We start from the raw sequence: 16005 nt of genomic DNA, 5'->3' as shown, positions 1-16005 counted from the left end.
GACGCAATCTAAAACATAGAGGGAAAATGCATGACCACTCACCCGCTCCTTAGGTTGGCCAGGCTGTTTCACGATAGCCTGCCTGCAGTGATGCTGGTGGCCACTGCACTGGCCGCCGCTCCAAGTCTTGCTCAAACGGCCAAGGAGGCAACGTCATCGCCCGCCATCTCAAACCAGGCCGCAACGCCGGATAGCGCTCGCCCCAATGAGCTGCCTCGCGGCCAGTTCGTCATGCCTGAAGAAGGCGACCTCATTGGCCAGCACTACACCATCACGGTCGATGATCACGCCGAGACGCTGATCGATATCGCACGTCGCCATAATATCGGTTATGAAGAGATTCGCATGGCGAACCCGGATGTCAGCCTCTGGGTTCCTGGAGAAGGCACCGAAGTGGTCATCCCCGCCCGATACATTCTTCCGCCTGTACCTCGCGAAGGCGTTGTGATCAACCTGTCGGAGCTGCGCCTCTATTATTACCCGGCCGATAACCCGGAGATTGTCGAAACCTACCCTGTCAGTGTAGGCCGTGATGAGTTTGCAACCCCGGTGGGCGTCACTCGGACCACCATCAAGGTCGAAAATCCTGCCTGGGCACCGCCTGCTTCCATGCGCCGGGAAGCCGCTGAACGCGGCGACCCACCGCCCAAAATCGTCCCACCGGGGCCACAGAACCCGCTGGGAGAACATGCCATTCTATTGGACATGCCCAGCTACCTGATACATGGCACCAACCGTCCTGACGGTGTGGGCATGCGGGTCAGCCGCGGCTGCATTCGCATGTATCCGGAAGATATCAAGTCGCTATATGAGCGCTTGCCAAGCGGCACCAAGGTAAACCTGGTCGATATCCCGTTCAAAGCTGGCTGGGCTAAGGGTGGCACCCTCTTCGTGCAATCCTTCCCACAGCTTGAAGAAAACATGGGTAACTTCGAGCCCTTGCTGAATGCGCTTGAGCGTGTCGCGGAAAAAGCCCCCGATGACATCAGTGTCGATTATGCTCAGGTCAAGAAAGTGATAGAGCAGCCCAACGGGCAGATGATCGCCGTACATGGCCCGCAAATGCCTGCCGCACCGGAACCTAAGAAATGGGATAACAACCTGATTGATGAGATCGAACTCGGTGATACTTCCGAACACTCACCTGATGCCTGAAGACAAACCTGATGTCTGAAGACAAAAAACCCTGCCGAGGCAGGGTTTTTTGTTCACGCTGGCTGATAAGAGCCTGTTATCTAGAAACACCTTTACAGACCTGAAACACTCAACGATGTTTCATTACAACCAAGTGATGCTAGCAGTTGGTTAAACCCACCTGAAAGCCAGCTTTCAGGTGGGTTATCAACCTGTCTTACTTCTGCATGGAACGCTGGAACATGCGGTTCATTTCTTCACGGTTCTGCTCAGACATCTGCATGGCCGCACGCGCGTCACGCTGCGCCTGGTTAGCAGTGTTCATTGCCTGAGAAGCCATGCTGCGTGCTTCTGCAGCGTCTGCCTGGGCAGATTCAGCCGTCATGCGAACTTCTTCCAGGGCGCTGGTAGAAGCACAACCTGCCAGAACGGCCAGAGAAGCAGCAGCGACGGACAGCTTGAGAGTAGTCTTCAGAGTCATATAGTTCTCCTTGAGTCTTCCTTGGTACTACGTTAAAGGCAAGATAACGCTGCAGCAACTGCTATTGGACGTTATCTACCTGCGATGCAGGTTCATTTCAGCGACTTATGCCTTTTGGCAAAATCGACAGAAGCTGTTGTATTATAGTCCACAACATTTGTCTATAGCCGCGTTTTTAAAAACTAGATTTTATCTTAACAGATTCAGCCTAGCGGATTACAACCCGGGTGCCAATCCCGATCAATTGGCTAAAACGTTCAATCTGGGCGTTTGTTAATGCAACACAACCTTGCGTCCAGTGAAATTGCTGGTGAATTTCAGGGTCTGCCCCACCCAGGCCATGAACGCCTATGGCACCGCCTAGCACGGTGTCCTGTGGCGGAGAGCCATAGCGACGGTAGTAATCGAAATAGTCATCGTAGTCCTGCTGAGAGTAAACGCCCGTCTTTAAGGCCATTCGCGCATGCGCCGGTGTCGGATAATCAATACCCACAAAGATATGCCACTGGCTTTCGTAATTAAACCGGTTGATACGAAACTCCCCCTTAGGGGTTACATTACTTCCTCTGAGACGTTGGGTTTTTGCCCCAGAGCGTCCCAGCGATACCGGCGCATAATGCTCGAGCCGTCTGTTTCCCCGATAAACGCTCAGAGTGGCTTCCTGATCATCAATCAACACCCAGACTTCATCGGTAAAACGCGGCACATGGGCGCGGGAAATGAGCGTCTCAATCAGATCCGGCTCCTCTCCAGCGGGTACATATGCCATGGAAACGGATGCGGGCAAACACAGCGCATAAGCAAGAAACTGACGACGATTGACGGGCATTATGATGTCTCAAAACACTGACTTTAACGCTTGCATGCTTAAAGGTCAGAAAATTCCTCAAGGTGAGTGACAATCTGGCGCGCTTCACTTTCATGGCCTTCGGCCAAAGAAACAAAGAACGCCTGTTCTGGCTCAATCACCGCTTTTTCTGCACGGTACTCGTACATTGCTTTCAGAGTGTCGTTTGCGCTCAAGGCCGTTTTCATGGCTGCATCAATATCATCATGGGCTACGGCCTGCTCAGCCATCTGGACAAGCACAGGGGGCTGCGGAAAATCAGCAGGGTCATCAAACCAGGTTTCCAGTACATCGGTATGATCAGAGCCATCGTCAAACACGCTTTCAAGACCTTTACCCATACGTTTTTCACGCCCGGCAAGATAATCCAACACCATACTGGCGCGCTCTGACTCGGACTTGCGTGCCGCCTCTTCAAACTGTTGAGCCATACGTTGATGGAAGTCAGCTGCCCAGACAACCAGATCCTTTACCCGGTGATAGCGCATCATTGTCTCCTCGTTTACTCATGATCAATGGTTTATGTATTTTGCTCAAATAGCAAATTAACAAGGTTTGCTCGCTGACGGCATGCTTTTTTAGTGGATAATTAGCGGATAGCCATCACGCTTGAGCACATGCCCTTTACAGCTACCATTCCTGGCTGGTTTCGCGCAGCTGTGCCACTTCAGTTTTGGCCGACTGAATGCACTGCAACAGCTGATCGGCGAACTCGGTTTCACTACCGAGTGCTATCATGCCGGGGTTGGCGACCGGTCGGCGGGCAGCCCCCTGGTCGCTATGCAAGCGTTCAAGCTGAAAGATCAGCCAGCCCAGCCATGAATCGGCGTCAGCGGCAACGTCTCTAAGCCGTTGCAGCTCAGCCACATCAGGGCCATCGGCTGCCAGCAGTAACTGCCAGCGGTGAGTGTCCAGGCGGGCATGCTCAGTCAGCTCCTTGAGCATCGATTCAAGTGCCAGCTCAAGAAGCGCCAGGGCGCTCTCCTCCATAGCCATCTTACGTGCCGTCGCATGCTCATCATCGCCTGCAGGTGTATCTGCCATTAGCTGGGCATGATAGAAGAGCTGATTGGTACGCGATTTCGGGGTCATTTACGCTTGTCCTCAACCTGCCATTGACCGTTAGCAAAGGTTGCTTTCCACCCTGTGGCCTTACCGTCTTCATCGGTCATCACATATTGCTCCTTGTTCTTGCGCGAGAAGCGAATCTGGGCAGAGCGTCCATCCGGGTCTTCGGTCGGCGCCTTGAGAATAAAGTGATATTTCTCAGGCAGCTCATCCGCGTGGGCTTTCAACTCCTTGACCAGAGGCGGGCGGGTTTCACGGTTTTTCGGAAACTTGCTGGCCGCCAGGAACAGGCCGCTGGCACCATCGCGCAGCACATAATGATCCTCGACTTTCTGGCAAGCCAGTTCCGGCATCGCAATCGGATCCATTTTCGGTGGCGCCACCTCACCACTTTTTAGCAACTTACGGGTATTTTTACATTCGCTGTTGGTACAGCCAAAATATTTGCCAAAGCGACCTGACTTGAGCTGCATTTCACTGCCGCACTTATCACATTCGATAACCGGCCCGTCATAACCCTTGATCTTGAACTTGCCCGCTTCCACTTCGTAGCCATCGCAATCAGGGCTGTTACCACAGATATGCAGCTTGCGGGTTTCATCAATCAGGTAATTATCCATGGCCGTGCCGCACTTGGGGCAGCGACGCTTGGCGCGCAGCGCATCAACTTCGGCTTCCTCCCCGGCATCGGCGGCCACCGCTTCTTCACCGGGAATCAGGTCAATGGTGGTCTTACAGCGTTCCTTCGGCGGTAGGTTATAACCACTGCAGCCCAGGAAAACCCCGGTCGACGCAGTACGAATCTGCATCTTACGCCCACAGCTTGGGCAGTCGATATCCGTCGGCACTGGCTGATTGGGGCGCATGCCATCTTCACTTTCGGCTTTTGCCAGTTCATCGCGAAATTCGTGATAGAAGGCATCCAGCAAGGCCCGCCAGTTGCGCTCACCTTCGGCTACTTCATCCAGGCTGTCTTCCATGCGTGCGGTGAATGAAAAATCCATCAGATCAGGGAAAGATTCTTTCAACCGCTCGGTGACAATATCGCCAAGTTTCTCAGCATAGAAACGCCGATTTTCAAGCTTTACATAACCACGATCCTGAATCGTTGAAATAATCGACGCATAGGTGGACGGCCGGCCAATGCCCTGTTTTTCGAGTTCTTTCACCAGCGCCGCTTCCGAATACCGCGCCGTTGGTTTGGTGAAGTGCTGCTGCGGGTCGAGCTTTTCCAGCTGCATCGGGGTGCCTTCCGCCAGATCTGGCAGCTGCTGATCTTCATTTTTGCCACCCGGCTTCATCACCCGAGTATAACCATCGAACTTGAGTACCCGTCCTTTGGCGCGTAGTTCATAGCCGTCAACCTGCACGTTCAGGGTGGTGGAAAGGTATTCGGCAGGTGTCATCTGGCAGGCTAAAAATTGCCGCCAGATCAGTTCATACAGGCGCTCGGCGTCTCTTTCCATGCTGGCAAGCTCTGTCGCTTTACGCTCTACGCTGGAAGGACGGATAGCCTCGTGGGCTTCCTGAGCACTTTCCTTGCTGGAGTAGCGAATAGGCTCTTCTGGAAGATATTGTGCGCCGAAGGCATCACCAATATAGGTACGGGCACTTTCCACAGCATCCTTGGAAAGATTGGTCGAATCGGTACGCATATAAGTGATATAGCCCGCCTCATAGAGACGCTGAGCCATGGTCATGGTCTTCTTGACCGAGAATCCCAGACGGCTGCTGGCCGCTTGTTGCAACGTTGAGGTAATAAAGGGGGCATTCGGCTTTGAACGGGTCGGTTTGTCTTCCCGCGAGGTGATTGCCAACTGTGCGTGGCGCAAGGCGGCAATCTGCTCCATGGTTTCCGCTTCGCTGGCAGGCCGAAAGGCTTTGCCGTTGTAACGTGCCAGCTCAAAGCGTATCAGCTCACCTTCTGGCGAAACCAGATCCGCGTGCACGTCCCAGAACTCCTCCGGCACAAAGGCGCGAATCTCACGCTCGCGCTCAACAATCAGGCGAACGGCCACCGACTGCACCCGCCCCGCCGATAAGCCGCGCGCAATCTTGGCCCACAGCAGTGGCGACAGCATAAAACCCACTACACGATCAAGAAAGCGCCGGGCTTGCTGCGCCTCTACCCTGGGAATATTAAGCGCACCAGGGGCCTTGAACGCATCCTGGATGGCATTCTTGGTAATCTCGTTAAACACCACACGTTTGTAGCGCTCGTTATCGCCACCAATGGTTTCACGCAGGTGCCAGGCTATCGCCTCTCCTTCACGGTCCAAATCCGTAGCCAGATAAACCGCATCGGCTTTCTCTGCCAGTTTTTTCAGCTCGGCAACCACTTTTTCCTTGCCGGGCAGAATTTCATAATGGGCCTGCCAGCCATTATCAGGGTCTATACCCATGCGTCGGATCAGCTGATCGTGCGCTTTACGCTGTTTGTAAACGGCCTTTTCTTCCGGCGACATTTTGCGCGTTAGCGCCGCCTGACGGGCACGCTCCTTTGGATCGGAGGCCGTCTTGCCCGAGCCGCTGGTCGGCAGGTCACGAATATGACCCACGCTCGACTTCACGATGAAATCGTTGCCGAGATACTTATTGATCGTCTTCGCCTTGGCAGGCGACTCGACGATGACCAGTGACTTGCCCATAGTGCTCCACTTAAATAACGTGCCGGCTGATGTGAGGCGGCAAATGAATGCAAAAACGTGCACAAGCTGATGACCACTGCACGCCTGAAAAAAAGCGCTTACCCTACCCCAGGCCATGCAGAAGCGCCAGCCTAGAACAACGTTAAACCAGCGTACACTTGCCTGACAACTTCAGCTAGACACTAGACTGCCAGGCGCAAAACGGCAACCTTCGAAAAATTTGATATATACAAAAACGCCCCAGCCATTTTGCCGGGGCGTTGAGTTAACCGCTCAATCAGCGCTTGCGCGATTGACCACGGGTAGTGGTTTTATTGGCAGCGGGGGCCTTTTTTGCTTGCGTTTTTACAGGCGCTTCCGGCTCTTTTGGCTCAGGCGTAGCAGCTGGCTTGGCAGCCGTTTCAGCGTTTTCCGCCTTGGCGGACGCTTGCTCTGCTTTTACTTCAGCCTCAGGGGCTGGCTTAACTGGCGCTGGCTCAACCGGCGCTGACTCGACTGGCACTTCAGCCAGTGTTTCAGGGCGCGCCTGATCAAACAATGCCTTGACCTGCTCAAAACGTTCTGATGAGTGTTCCGACAGATCACCGCTGGCGGCCAGTACATGATCGAGATGATCAATATGCGCATCAATCTGGGCATTACTCTGACCAGCCAGTAGCTGCGGCAGGGTAGCAAGGGCTTCTTCACGATCAAGCTTGAGAATAAAGAACTGCTCACGTACCAGTTTCTTGAACTCATCCAGCGAGCTGCCCGGCTCAAGCTCAGCGCGTGACGCCCGCAGACGCTTGAAGTTACGCTCATCCGTGGCTGGCGAACCGCCGAGCACGTAAATAACCGCACGCATTACCGCTTCGTGGTCACCACCATGCGCAATCCGCTCGCGCAGCTCTTCACGGCGCTGCTGGATAAAGCGACGATGCTCAGGCTCTGCGCCTGGACGACGACGATGGACATGGGCATCGCCATAGAGACCAACGGCGGCCTGCAGAAGAGGCTGGCCATAAACATCCAGGAAGATGCGCTCTAGCGAGCTATCACGCAGATCACGCACGGCGTTCAGATTGGACACGATCTGCTCGGACACAATACCTTCCATGGATTTAAACAGATTATCGTGGCCTACCTGATGACGGTTAGCGCGCACCGCATCTGCCATGACCGGCAAGGGAACGGTCAGAGGGTTACGATCCGACATTAACCGGTAGCCCAGGCGGATCGGGTGCATGCGCCGGATCCAGCGCGCCATTTCAGGCGTATTAAGCGCTTGAATCCAGGGCTGAACCGCTAAACGGTAAATACCCAGATTAATTTCTGATACGCGCGCAACGGTCGCGAAACGACGATCATCTTCGGCGATAGGCTTGACTTCCTGATCAAGCTCATCAAAGTTGCGCGTCTCGAATTCGAGCAGATACTCACGCTCGATCAGCTCAGCGTCTGATCGTTCGGAAGCACGGGTAATCTTGGTTTCATAGAGCCCAGGCGGCATCACATCGATATAATCCATGTTAGCCGTGAACTCGGAATGCTCCTTGCGGGAAACACTACCGGAGACAAAGATGCCCAGATGGCCCGTGGTGTCATGCAGGCAATAGACAATGGTCTGGTCGTTGGCAATGATGTCCTCTTCGCCTTCGTAAAGATCACGAATCCAGCCAAGCGCCTGGGGCGGCGGCGTAATATCGTCACCGCGCGAACAGAACACCACGACCGGCGAGCGGACATTGCGTAAGTCAACGCGACGCCCATCACGGGTCACCAGCTGAGCGGTCGACAGACGGTTACCGACAAACAGGTTATCCACGATGTACTGGATTTCTTCGCCACCCAGCACCACGTGGCCGCCCCACCAGCGTTCAAATTCCAGATAACGTTCGGCTTCGTTATCGATATTATCAAACAGGTGATACTGCTTTTTCCAATAGGTATTGGCCGGGTTCAGGCGCTCGAAGTTTTGCACCAGCCAGGCACCGTCAAACAGACCGTTACCAATATCACTGGTCAAGGCAGTCACCCAGCTGCCGCCGGTAATCCCGCCGGTATAGCGCATCGGCGCCTTGCCACGTTCACCTGCCCAGTAGGAAAGCGGTGCACCCGCAATCAGGATGGGGCCAAACACGTCAGGTTCCAGCGCTGCCGCCATCATGATCTGCCAGCCCGCCTGGCAGTTACCCACCACCATCGGCTTTTCACAGGTATCCGGATGCAGAGAGCTTACGTGGCGCAGAAAGGCGATTTCCGCTTCTACAACGTCTTCAACCGTCTGCCCTGGCTCCGGGAAAGGCAGAAAGCCGATAAAGTAGCAAGGGTGCCCAGCGCGCATGGCAACACCCAGCTCGCTGTCAGGCTTGAAACCGCCAATGCCCGGGCCGTGCCCGGCGCGGGGGTCGACGACCACAAAGGGGCGCTTGAGCTCGTCAATCTCTACGCCTTCCGGCGGCAGAACGCGCAATAATTCGTAGTTGGTAGGATGCTCAAGCTCGCGGCCATCCATGACCACTTCGGTTTTAAAGCCAAGCACATTGGGCTTGGTTTGCTCCATGTGCTCAAGGTATTGATTACCCCGTTGGCGCATCACATCGCAGTAGAGAATGCTGCGTTCCAGGCCGTCGCGCCAGTAGTCAAGCGCAGCGCGGCCAAAACCAAAGGGGTCACACAGGGTCATCATCGCTTGGGTTCCGGCATTTAACGGAAAGTCGGCGATGGCGCCATCATTGCCAGTCGGCGCTGATGGCATAAAAGGGTTGGCGAGAAAGTTCATGGATTCTCCCTTGGGCCAGCATGAGTGCCATGGCCCTAAATCGTTTTATGCTGCAACGCAATATAGTGTAATTCACACAGCCCTCAACGTCGATGAAGAATGCTACTTTATCGCTGCCAATGTTGTGATTGTTCACTTTTAACGCTGCACCAACCGGAAAACCAAAGCATCAGACACAGAAACAGGATTTGATCATGACAATATTCGCCGCTGTTATTCATCATCCTTTATAGCGCTACCTTACACTGACGTAACGATACCCCGCTTTCTGCCAAATATGTTACATTGAGCCCCATAGACTTCTGTCGACATTGACCCATATTCCCGAGCGGTTAACGAGGCCAGATACTGACCGCTCTCGCCATAGCAGAGGCGCTTTATTATGAGCAATCACCCCTCGCAGCGTATTTCCAGCGGCGAAAAATTCCGTAATGAACATGGCATGGCCGTCATCAAGGACGGCATCAAACAAAGCAAGCAAGTACCGGAAACACCGTCTACCTTACCTGAGCGTAAACCTGCCTGGCTGCGCGCCAAAATGCCCGGCGGCGGACGTTTTGAAGCCGTCAAGAAAAACGTCAAGTCGCATGGGTTAAGCACCGTATGCGCTGAGTCCCACTGCCCCAACATGGGTGAATGCTGGAGCAATGGCACGGCAACCATCATGCTGATGGGCTCTGTTTGCACACGGGCATGCCGCTTCTGTGCAGTCGATACGGGTAACCCCAAAGGCTGGCTGGATCATGATGAGCCTGAGAATACGGCTAAGTCGGTTGAACTGATGGGGCTACGTTATGTGGTGCTTACCTCGGTGGATCGGGATGATCTTGACGATGGCGGCGCCTCCCATTACGCGGCCTGCATACAAGCCATCAAGCGCCATACGCCTGAGGTGGTCGTGGAAGCCTTGACACCGGATTTTGACGCTGAACCCAAAGCCATTGAGCGGGTGGTTGATTCAGGCTTGCAGGTGTTTGCCCAGAACGTCGAGACCGTTGAGCGGCTGACGCGAAGGGTTCGCGACCCTCGTGCTGGCTATCGCAAGACGCTGGACGTTCTGGCCCATGCCAAGCGCTATCGTCCTGATATCATCACCAAGACCAGCTTGATGCTGGGGCTGGGCGAAACCAAGGAAGAAATCCTCAAGACCTTTGACGACCTGCGCGAGATTGGTGTGGATATCGTGACGCTCGGCCAGTACTTGCGCCCCACCAAGAATCACTTACCGGTTGAACGCTACGTAACACCGGAAGAGTTTGAAGAGCTGCGTCAACTTGGGCTCGAAAAGGGCTTTATGGAAGTGCCTTCCGGACCTCTGGTACGCTCCAGCTATCGCGCTGACCGGGTATTCGAGAAAAACAACCTTGGCCTGGCAACGCCTGCCAAAGTGCCTGGCCAGGCAGAAGAAGACAGCAATCTTATTCCGGCTTTCAACGTCGGCTAGCTGGGTTTTTACGGCTTTGGCGTTAACCGACGCTGAAGCCGTGCTGCCAAGGCTTCTGCAAGCTCTCTGCCCACAGAGTCACAGCTAACCTGGCGTTCAACCAGATCAGCCAGATTAGTCATCTGCATGCCAGCATAGCCGCAAGGGTTAATGCGCTCAAACGGTGACAGGTCAGCATCCACATTGAGCGCTACGCCGTGAAAGCTGCCCCCCCGCCGAATGCGCAGGCCCAATGATGCGATTTTGGCCTCGCCCATCGCAGTAGTGACATAGACGCCTGGCGCATCCGGCTTGGCTCTGGCTCTTACTCCATAGTTTTCCAGGACATCAATCACCGCGTTTTCAAGCGCGCTTACCAGGTCTCTCACCCCAACTTCCGCCCGACGTACATCCAAAAGCGGATACAGCACGACCTGCCCGGGGCCATGGTAGGTCACCTGCCCACCACGGTCGGTATGCACCACAGGAATATCGCCTGGCATCAAAAGGTGCTCAGGTTTACCGGCGCGCCCTTGGGTGAAAACAGGCTCATGTTCCACCAACCAGAACTGATCGGGCGTTCCAGCGTCACGGGTATCCGTCAGTGAACGCATGGCCTCCCAGACGGGCAGATAGGGACGCATCCCCAACAGGTGTAACTCAATGGACTGTTTATCCATCACAGCACCATATGCACGCGGCCAGTGGCCTTAAGGTCGACAAATAGCCGCTTGATCTGCTCCTCGCTGGTGGCCTGAATCGTCAGCCGGACGGATTGAAAACGGCCATTGCGGCTATCCACCACGACCACCGTACTGGCATCAAATGCTGGCGAGTGGGTTTCTACCACCTTACATACGGCTTCTGCAAAGTCGTCGGCCGCATCACCAACCACCTTGATAGGATAATCACAGGGGAAGGTAATTTTGGCTGCCGAAGGGTCATTAGTCACCGGCTGACGCATATCCCGAAACGTTTTTTTACCACTTGATTTCATCGCAACATCCAAACGGTTTATCAACAAAAACGACCTGGAGTTTCCAGGCCGTTCAGCTTACCAGAGGGAACCCTCCGGTGAGAAAAAAGTCACTTTCTGGCGGCTAGTCCAGAAACCCACTGATCAAGCCGCTAAAGAAACGCCGCACCTGATCCAGTAGACGCTTGAACAGGCCACCCTCTTCAACGTCTTCCAGCGCAACAAGGGTGCGCGCTCCCACCACGTCTTCACCAAGCACAATTTCCAACTGGCCTACCTGATCACCTTTTGAGATGGGGGCCATCAGATCACGATTCAAGTTCAGTCTGGCACGTAATTCCTCGTTACGGTTGCGCGGCAGGGTGACATGAACTTCATCGCCGACACCCGCGCTGACTTCATTGCTGGCGCCGCCCCAGATGCGCGGCGAAGCCAGCACTTCATCCTGCTCATAGATCGGCAGCGTTTCGTAAAAACGATAACCGTAGCTGAGCAGTTTCTGAGTTTCCTGAGCGCGGGCTTCCTCAGAGTTGGTACCCATCACCACCGACACCAGACGCATACCATCACGCTCAGCTGACGCCACCAGACCATAACCCGCCTCAGAGGTCCAGCCGGTTTTCAGGCCATCCACGGTTGGGTCGCGCCACAGCAGACGGTTACGGTTAGGCTGATCAATCCCGCCAAATGAAAAGGCTCGCTGAGAATAAATCGCATAGTGCTCAGGATAGTCATTGATAATGTACTGGGCGAGCAACGCCATATCCCTTGCACTTGAATAATGATTTTCGCCCGGAAGCCCAGTCGGGTTTTCAAAATTGGTGTTATGCATTCCCAAGCGAGTGGCATGCTGGTTCATCAGGTCCGCAAAAGGCACTTCTCCCCCGGCCAGATGCTCTGCCATGGCCACACTGGCATCGTTACCCGAGACAATGATGATACCGTGCAAGAGGTCATCCACCGACACCTGGGTACCCACCTCAATAAACATCTTGGAACCACCGGTACGCCAGGCCTTTTCGCTGATATTGACCATATCGTTGGGCTTGATGGTACCGCGGTCCAGTTCGCGCTCAACCAGATAGGCCGTCATCAGCTTGGTTAGGCTAGCAGGCGGCAGCTGCTCATCCGGTTTATGTGCTGCCAATACGTGGCCGCTATTGGCGTCCATCAGAATCCACGACTTGGCAGCCAGCTGGGGCGGCGAGGGAATAATCGTCTGAGGCTGGGGAATCGCCTGGGCATTGGCGGTTACTGCCAACACTGTGGTCATCACGCCTGCGCCAACAACAAGGCTTGCGCGTCTTAGTCGCAGAGAGAGCGAAAACCTGCGACCAAGACGTGATAGATCCGGTAGTGGTACCTTTTTAAACAGCGTTGAAATCGTCTTCATAACTAAAAATATCTCGTTAAAATCATTGGCCTCACAAGAGGCATACAAAGGAACTATGTACTTTATGGCTTACTTTACAATAAATGCTTGCGGGTAGCCCGCTTGACGTAGCGTCTCACGCAGCGCCAACTCTTCCTGCTGGTGGCCTACCGGGCCTACCTGAACGCGATAGACACCGCCGTCATCAGCTATCCTGACGTTCTGATCAAGGCGACTTTCCAACTGGCGCTTCAGCTGTGTCGCACTGCCACGATCACTCAACGCGGCTACTTGCAGATATCCCGATGAATCGGTACGGGTATCTAATATTTGGCTTTCTGGTGTCTGAACCGCGCTTGCAGATGAGGCTAACGTCAGCTCCTGCGGGTCGATTGCCTCGACTCTTACCCGCCCTGTTCCGGCCTCGGTAAAACCAAGTTGATAGGCCGCGGCATAGGAAAGATCAATTTCACGCTCGCTATGAAAAGGCCCTCTGTCGTTGATACGGACGATAACAGAATTACCGCTATCCAGACTGGTCACCCTGGCAAAGGTGGGTAAGGGCAGCGAGCGGTGGGCGGCCGACATTTTATACATATCGTAGATTTCACCGTTGGACGTGGCATAGCCATGAAACTTTTCGCCATACCAGGAAGCCGTGCCTTCCTGCACATAGCCTCTGGCACTCGGTAGCACCTGATAGACCTTGCCCCACACTTCATAGCTTGGACGATTGCCAGCGCGGGAAAGCGGCTCTACTCTCGGTTCAGCATTCGGCACCTGAGACACATCCGGCGGGTCAAGCGGATAGGCATCAGCGCTGATGGCATAACGCCCACCGCCCGTCAGTTCGGGTGGCTCAGCGGTAGCCGGAGCTGGTGGTGGCGCCTTACTGGCACAACCTGTCATCATCAAGGCAAATGTCATAGCCCCAGGCGCCAGCCAGGCTGGAAGACTCCCCTTACAACCAAGAGTGGGGGCTTGCTTACTCATTGGATATCCTTTTCACTCGCCATGGTGTCACTTCTTGTCCCCTCCAGAGTACTGATGTCTTCCACTGCCGCCTTTTCCGCAATGGCTTGTGCTAACTCGGTAACCGCCATTGCATAAAGATGACTATGGTTATAACGCATAATTACGTAGAAGTTAAAGCCACCCAACCGATAATCCTGCACGTCCTCACTTATATCCAGATACAGCGGAACCACCCGCCGTTCAGGGTCGGACATAAAATTTTCAGCCCCCTGCCCTTGGGGGGTTATACCCGCCTCCATTACCTCGTTCAAAGTCAGGGTGGGCGTACTGGACTGGTTGAACTCAAGCGTTTCAGGCGGGCTTGGCGGCCCTTCAGCCTGCTGATAGACCGGCTCCCCAGCTTGCCATTTATGCTCAGCAAAGTAGTTGGCAACACTACCAATGGCATCTATCGGGTTATTCCACAGATCACGAATGCCGTCCTGATCGAAATCCACCGCATACGCCTGATAACTAGTGGGTATGAACTGAGGGTAGCCCATCGCCCCGGCATATGAACCTCTCAGCTCGGCCGGATCAACGCCTTGTTCATAGGCAATTTTCAGCATGGCGGCTAGTTCGCCGCGGAAGAAACGTCCACGAGTAGGATGGTGAAACCCCAGGGTGGCGAGAGAATCAAGTACCGGGTGTTTGCCTTTAAAGCGCCCATAGTAGGTTTCCACACCAATAATGGCGGTAATGATTTCTGCAGGCACTCCGTACTGTTCAGTAGCGCGCTCCAGGGTTGGCAAGTGCAGGCGCATAAAATCAGCGCCCTGCTCAATACGCTCATCTTTCAGGAAGATATTGCGATACTCGTGCCATACCAGGCGACGCTCTGCAGCACCTTCCATGGCATCCAGCACCTCTTGACGATAAAACGTCCGCGCCAGAACATCGTATAGCCACTCTTGTGACAGGCCCTGTGCCATCAGTTCAGATACCAGGGCCGCCGTATCAGGGTGGTGGTCAGGATGAAAACTCACCACCTCAGGCGTACTGGCCGCAGCGCTGGACACGCTTCCCCCCATCAGCAGCATCATTACACAGGCGCGCCGAAAGCCTCCCTTGGCCCTTGTCATCAATGCGACTCCTTAGAGATTATCGTTGTATGCATTAACGCGGCAAAAGCCTGCGATGCGCATGAATGGACATAAGAATACCAAAACCCGCCAGCAGGGTAACGCTGGATGTGCCGCCATAACTGACCAGCGGCAAAGGCACCCCGACTACAGGCAGAATCCCGCTGACCATACCAACATTAACAAAGACATAAATAAAAAAGGTCAGAATGATACTGCCTGCCACCAGACGCCCGAAAGTATCCTGGGAAGCTCCCGCCAGCCATAGGCCACGGGAGACAATCAGAAAGTACAGCATCAGGGTCAGCAGCATCCCTACCAGGCCAAACTCTTCCCCCAGCACGGCAATGATGAAGTCAGTATGACGCTCGGGCAGAAACTCCAGCTGTGACTGGGTTCCCTGTAGCCAGCCTTTCCCCCATACCCCACCGCTGCCAATCGCAGTGGTCGACTGGATGATATTCCAACCGGCCCCCAAAGGATCAGAATCCGGGTTCAGAAAGGTCAGCACTCGCTGGCGCTGATAATTATGCAGACTCATCCACAAAAACGGCAGTGCCGAAGCCAACAAGGCAGCGGCAAAAGTAATCAGGCGCCAGGAAAGTCCCGCCAGCAAAACCACAATCACAGCGGCACTGGCCACCAGCAAGGAAGTCCCCAGATCCGGCTGTGTCGCAATCAACACCACCGGTATACCGATGATGATAGCGCAGACCACAATATCGCGCAGACGCGGAGGCAACTGGCAGCGATTCAGATAGGCAGCCACCATCAGTGGAACAGCCAGCTTCATCATTTCTGACGGTTGAAAGCGTATCACTCCGGGAATCACCAGCCAACGCTGCGCGCCCATCCCCATATCACCGAAAAACTCCACGGCCAGCAGCATCATTACCCCAACCAGATACGCAGCGGGCGCCCAGCGTAAAAAGGTCGTCGGTGAAAGCTGGGCAATCACCAGCATCCCGACCAGCGCCACAATAAAGCGGATACCCTGAGCGTAAACGACGTCAATGCGCTGACCGGAGGCGCTGTACAGCACCACCAGACCAGAGGCCATCAACACCAGCAGCAATCCGACCAGCACTGGGTCAATATGGATTTTCTCCCAGAAACTTTTACGCCGCGCGATCCCACTGTCAGGTGGCCTAACGGGGTAGCGTCGCAAAGGACGTGTCAGCTTTTGCCAGGCCATGCGT

13 protein-coding genes and 1 pseudogene are annotated in these 16005 nt (G+C 54.5%); 2 read left to right on the top strand and 12 right to left on the bottom strand.

The genetic code is table 11. The features are described 5' to 3' along the window. Positions 1-30: 30 nt before the first annotated feature. The gene (locus OR573_06555) at positions 31-1155 is read left to right on the top strand and encodes a L,D-transpeptidase family protein (GenBank protein XGA81291.1); all 1125 of its coding nucleotides are present in this window, start codon (positions 31-33) and stop codon (positions 1153-1155) included. A 196-nt stretch (positions 1156-1351) separates the two neighbouring features. On the opposite strand, the gene OR573_06550 is transcribed toward OR573_06555, so the two are convergent. The 6 genes from OR573_06550 to OR573_06525 form a co-directional block, all read right to left on the bottom strand. Further along, positions 1352-1615: an Lpp/OprI family alanine-zipper lipoprotein gene (locus tag OR573_06550; GenBank protein XGA81290.1), complete on the bottom strand. Its 264-nt coding sequence runs from the start codon at positions 1613-1615 to the stop codon at positions 1352-1354. 208 nt (positions 1616-1823) lie between these two features. Continuing rightward, a complete protein-coding gene (locus OR573_06545; protein XGA81289.1) occupies positions 1824-2444 on the bottom strand; it encodes a L,D-transpeptidase in 621 nt (206 codons plus the stop codon). 38 nt (positions 2445-2482) lie between these two features. Beyond that, positions 2483-2950 carry a 2-hydroxyacyl-CoA dehydratase gene (locus tag OR573_06540; protein XGA81681.1) on the bottom strand — a complete coding sequence of 156 codons (468 nt, stop codon included), beginning with the start codon at positions 2948-2950 and terminating at the stop codon, positions 2483-2485. Positions 2951-3092: 142 nt separating this feature from the next. Further along, positions 3093-3554, bottom strand: coding sequence for a hypothetical protein (locus OR573_06535; GenBank protein ID XGA81288.1), 462 nt, complete (start codon positions 3552-3554; stop codon positions 3093-3095). Next, entirely contained in the window at positions 3551-6178 is a 2628-nt protein-coding gene (topA, locus tag OR573_06530; GenBank protein ID XGA81287.1) for a type I DNA topoisomerase, read from the bottom strand. The genes OR573_06535 and topA overlap by 4 nt, the downstream gene beginning before the upstream one ends. Before the next feature lie 277 nt (positions 6179-6455). Continuing rightward, complete coding sequence (locus OR573_06525; protein XGA81286.1) at positions 6456-8939, bottom strand: DUF3141 domain-containing protein; 2484 nt, start codon at positions 8937-8939, stop codon at positions 6456-6458. A 382-nt stretch (positions 8940-9321) separates the two neighbouring features. On the opposite strand from OR573_06525, the gene lipA reads away from it, so the two are divergent. Next, positions 9322-10383, top strand: coding sequence for a lipoyl synthase (lipA, locus tag OR573_06520; GenBank protein ID XGA81285.1), 1062 nt, complete (start codon positions 9322-9324; stop codon positions 10381-10383). An 8-nt stretch (positions 10384-10391) separates the two neighbouring features. Here the strand turns inward: lipA and lipB are convergent, their stop codons facing one another. From lipB to rodA, 6 genes and pseudogenes are all read right to left on the bottom strand, one after another. Beyond that, positions 10392-11042 carry a lipoyl(octanoyl) transferase LipB gene (gene lipB / locus OR573_06515; protein ID XGA81284.1) on the bottom strand — a complete coding sequence of 217 codons (651 nt, stop codon included), beginning with the start codon at positions 11040-11042 and terminating at the stop codon, positions 10392-10394. Further along, a complete protein-coding gene (locus OR573_06510; GenBank protein ID XGA81283.1) occupies positions 11042-11359 on the bottom strand; it encodes a DUF493 domain-containing protein in 318 nt (105 codons plus the stop codon). Before OR573_06510 ends, lipB begins: the two co-directional genes overlap by 1 nt. 103 nt (positions 11360-11462) lie before the next feature. After that, positions 11463-12611, bottom strand: a complete 1149-nt coding sequence (locus OR573_06505) for a D-alanyl-D-alanine carboxypeptidase (GenBank protein ID XGA81282.1) — start codon at positions 12609-12611, stop codon at positions 11463-11465. Between the two features lie 189 nt (positions 12612-12800). Then, a pseudogene (locus OR573_06500) lies at positions 12801-13373 on the bottom strand (septal ring lytic transglycosylase RlpA family protein). 326 nt (positions 13374-13699) lie between these two features. Then, entirely contained in the window at positions 13700-14806 is a 1107-nt protein-coding gene (gene mltB / locus OR573_06495) for a lytic murein transglycosylase B (GenBank protein ID XGA81281.1), read from the bottom strand. 34 nt (positions 14807-14840) lie between these two features. After that, positions 14841-16001 carry a rod shape-determining protein RodA gene (rodA, locus tag OR573_06490; GenBank protein ID XGA81280.1) on the bottom strand — a complete coding sequence of 387 codons (1161 nt, stop codon included), beginning with the start codon at positions 15999-16001 and terminating at the stop codon, positions 14841-14843. Positions 16002-16005: the final 4 nt, after the last annotated feature.

The sequence above is a fragment of the Halomonas sp. CH40 genome, assembly GCA_041875495.1.
Classification (GTDB): Bacteria; Pseudomonadota; Gammaproteobacteria; order Pseudomonadales; family Halomonadaceae; genus Vreelandella.
Note: the sequence above shows the minus strand (reverse complement) of the source record. Positions and strands in the feature narration are given on the sequence as shown.

Coding starts and splice junctions, on each gene's coding strand:
- rodA (XGA81280.1), bottom strand. CDS start 16,001: ATGGCCTGGCAAAAGCTGACACGTCCTTTGCGACGCTACCCCGTTAGG.
- lipA (XGA81285.1), top strand. CDS start 9,322: ATGAGCAATCACCCCTCGCAGCGTATTTCCAGCGGCGAAAAATTCCGT.
- topA (XGA81287.1), bottom strand. CDS start 6,178: ATGGGCAAGTCACTGGTCATCGTCGAGTCGCCTGCCAAGGCGAAGACG.
- OR573_06505 (XGA81282.1), bottom strand. CDS start 12,611: ATGACCACAGTGTTGGCAGTAACCGCCAATGCCCAGGCGATTCCCCAG.
- OR573_06555 (XGA81291.1), top strand. CDS start 31: ATGACCACTCACCCGCTCCTTAGGTTGGCCAGGCTGTTTCACGATAGC.
- OR573_06545 (XGA81289.1), bottom strand. CDS start 2,444: ATGCCCGTCAATCGTCGTCAGTTTCTTGCTTATGCGCTGTGTTTGCCC.
- OR573_06540 (XGA81681.1), bottom strand. CDS start 2,950: ATGCGCTATCACCGGGTAAAGGATCTGGTTGTCTGGGCAGCTGACTTC.
- OR573_06525 (XGA81286.1), bottom strand. CDS start 8,939: ATGAACTTTCTCGCCAACCCTTTTATGCCATCAGCGCCGACTGGCAAT.
- OR573_06550 (XGA81290.1), bottom strand. CDS start 1,615: ATGACTCTGAAGACTACTCTCAAGCTGTCCGTCGCTGCTGCTTCTCTG.
- mltB (XGA81281.1), bottom strand. CDS start 14,806: ATGACAAGGGCCAAGGGAGGCTTTCGGCGCGCCTGTGTAATGATGCTG.
- OR573_06535 (XGA81288.1), bottom strand. CDS start 3,554: ATGACCCCGAAATCGCGTACCAATCAGCTCTTCTATCATGCCCAGCTA.
- OR573_06510 (XGA81283.1), bottom strand. CDS start 11,359: ATGAAATCAAGTGGTAAAAAAACGTTTCGGGATATGCGTCAGCCGGTG.
- lipB (XGA81284.1), bottom strand. CDS start 11,042: ATGGATAAACAGTCCATTGAGTTACACCTGTTGGGGATGCGTCCCTAT.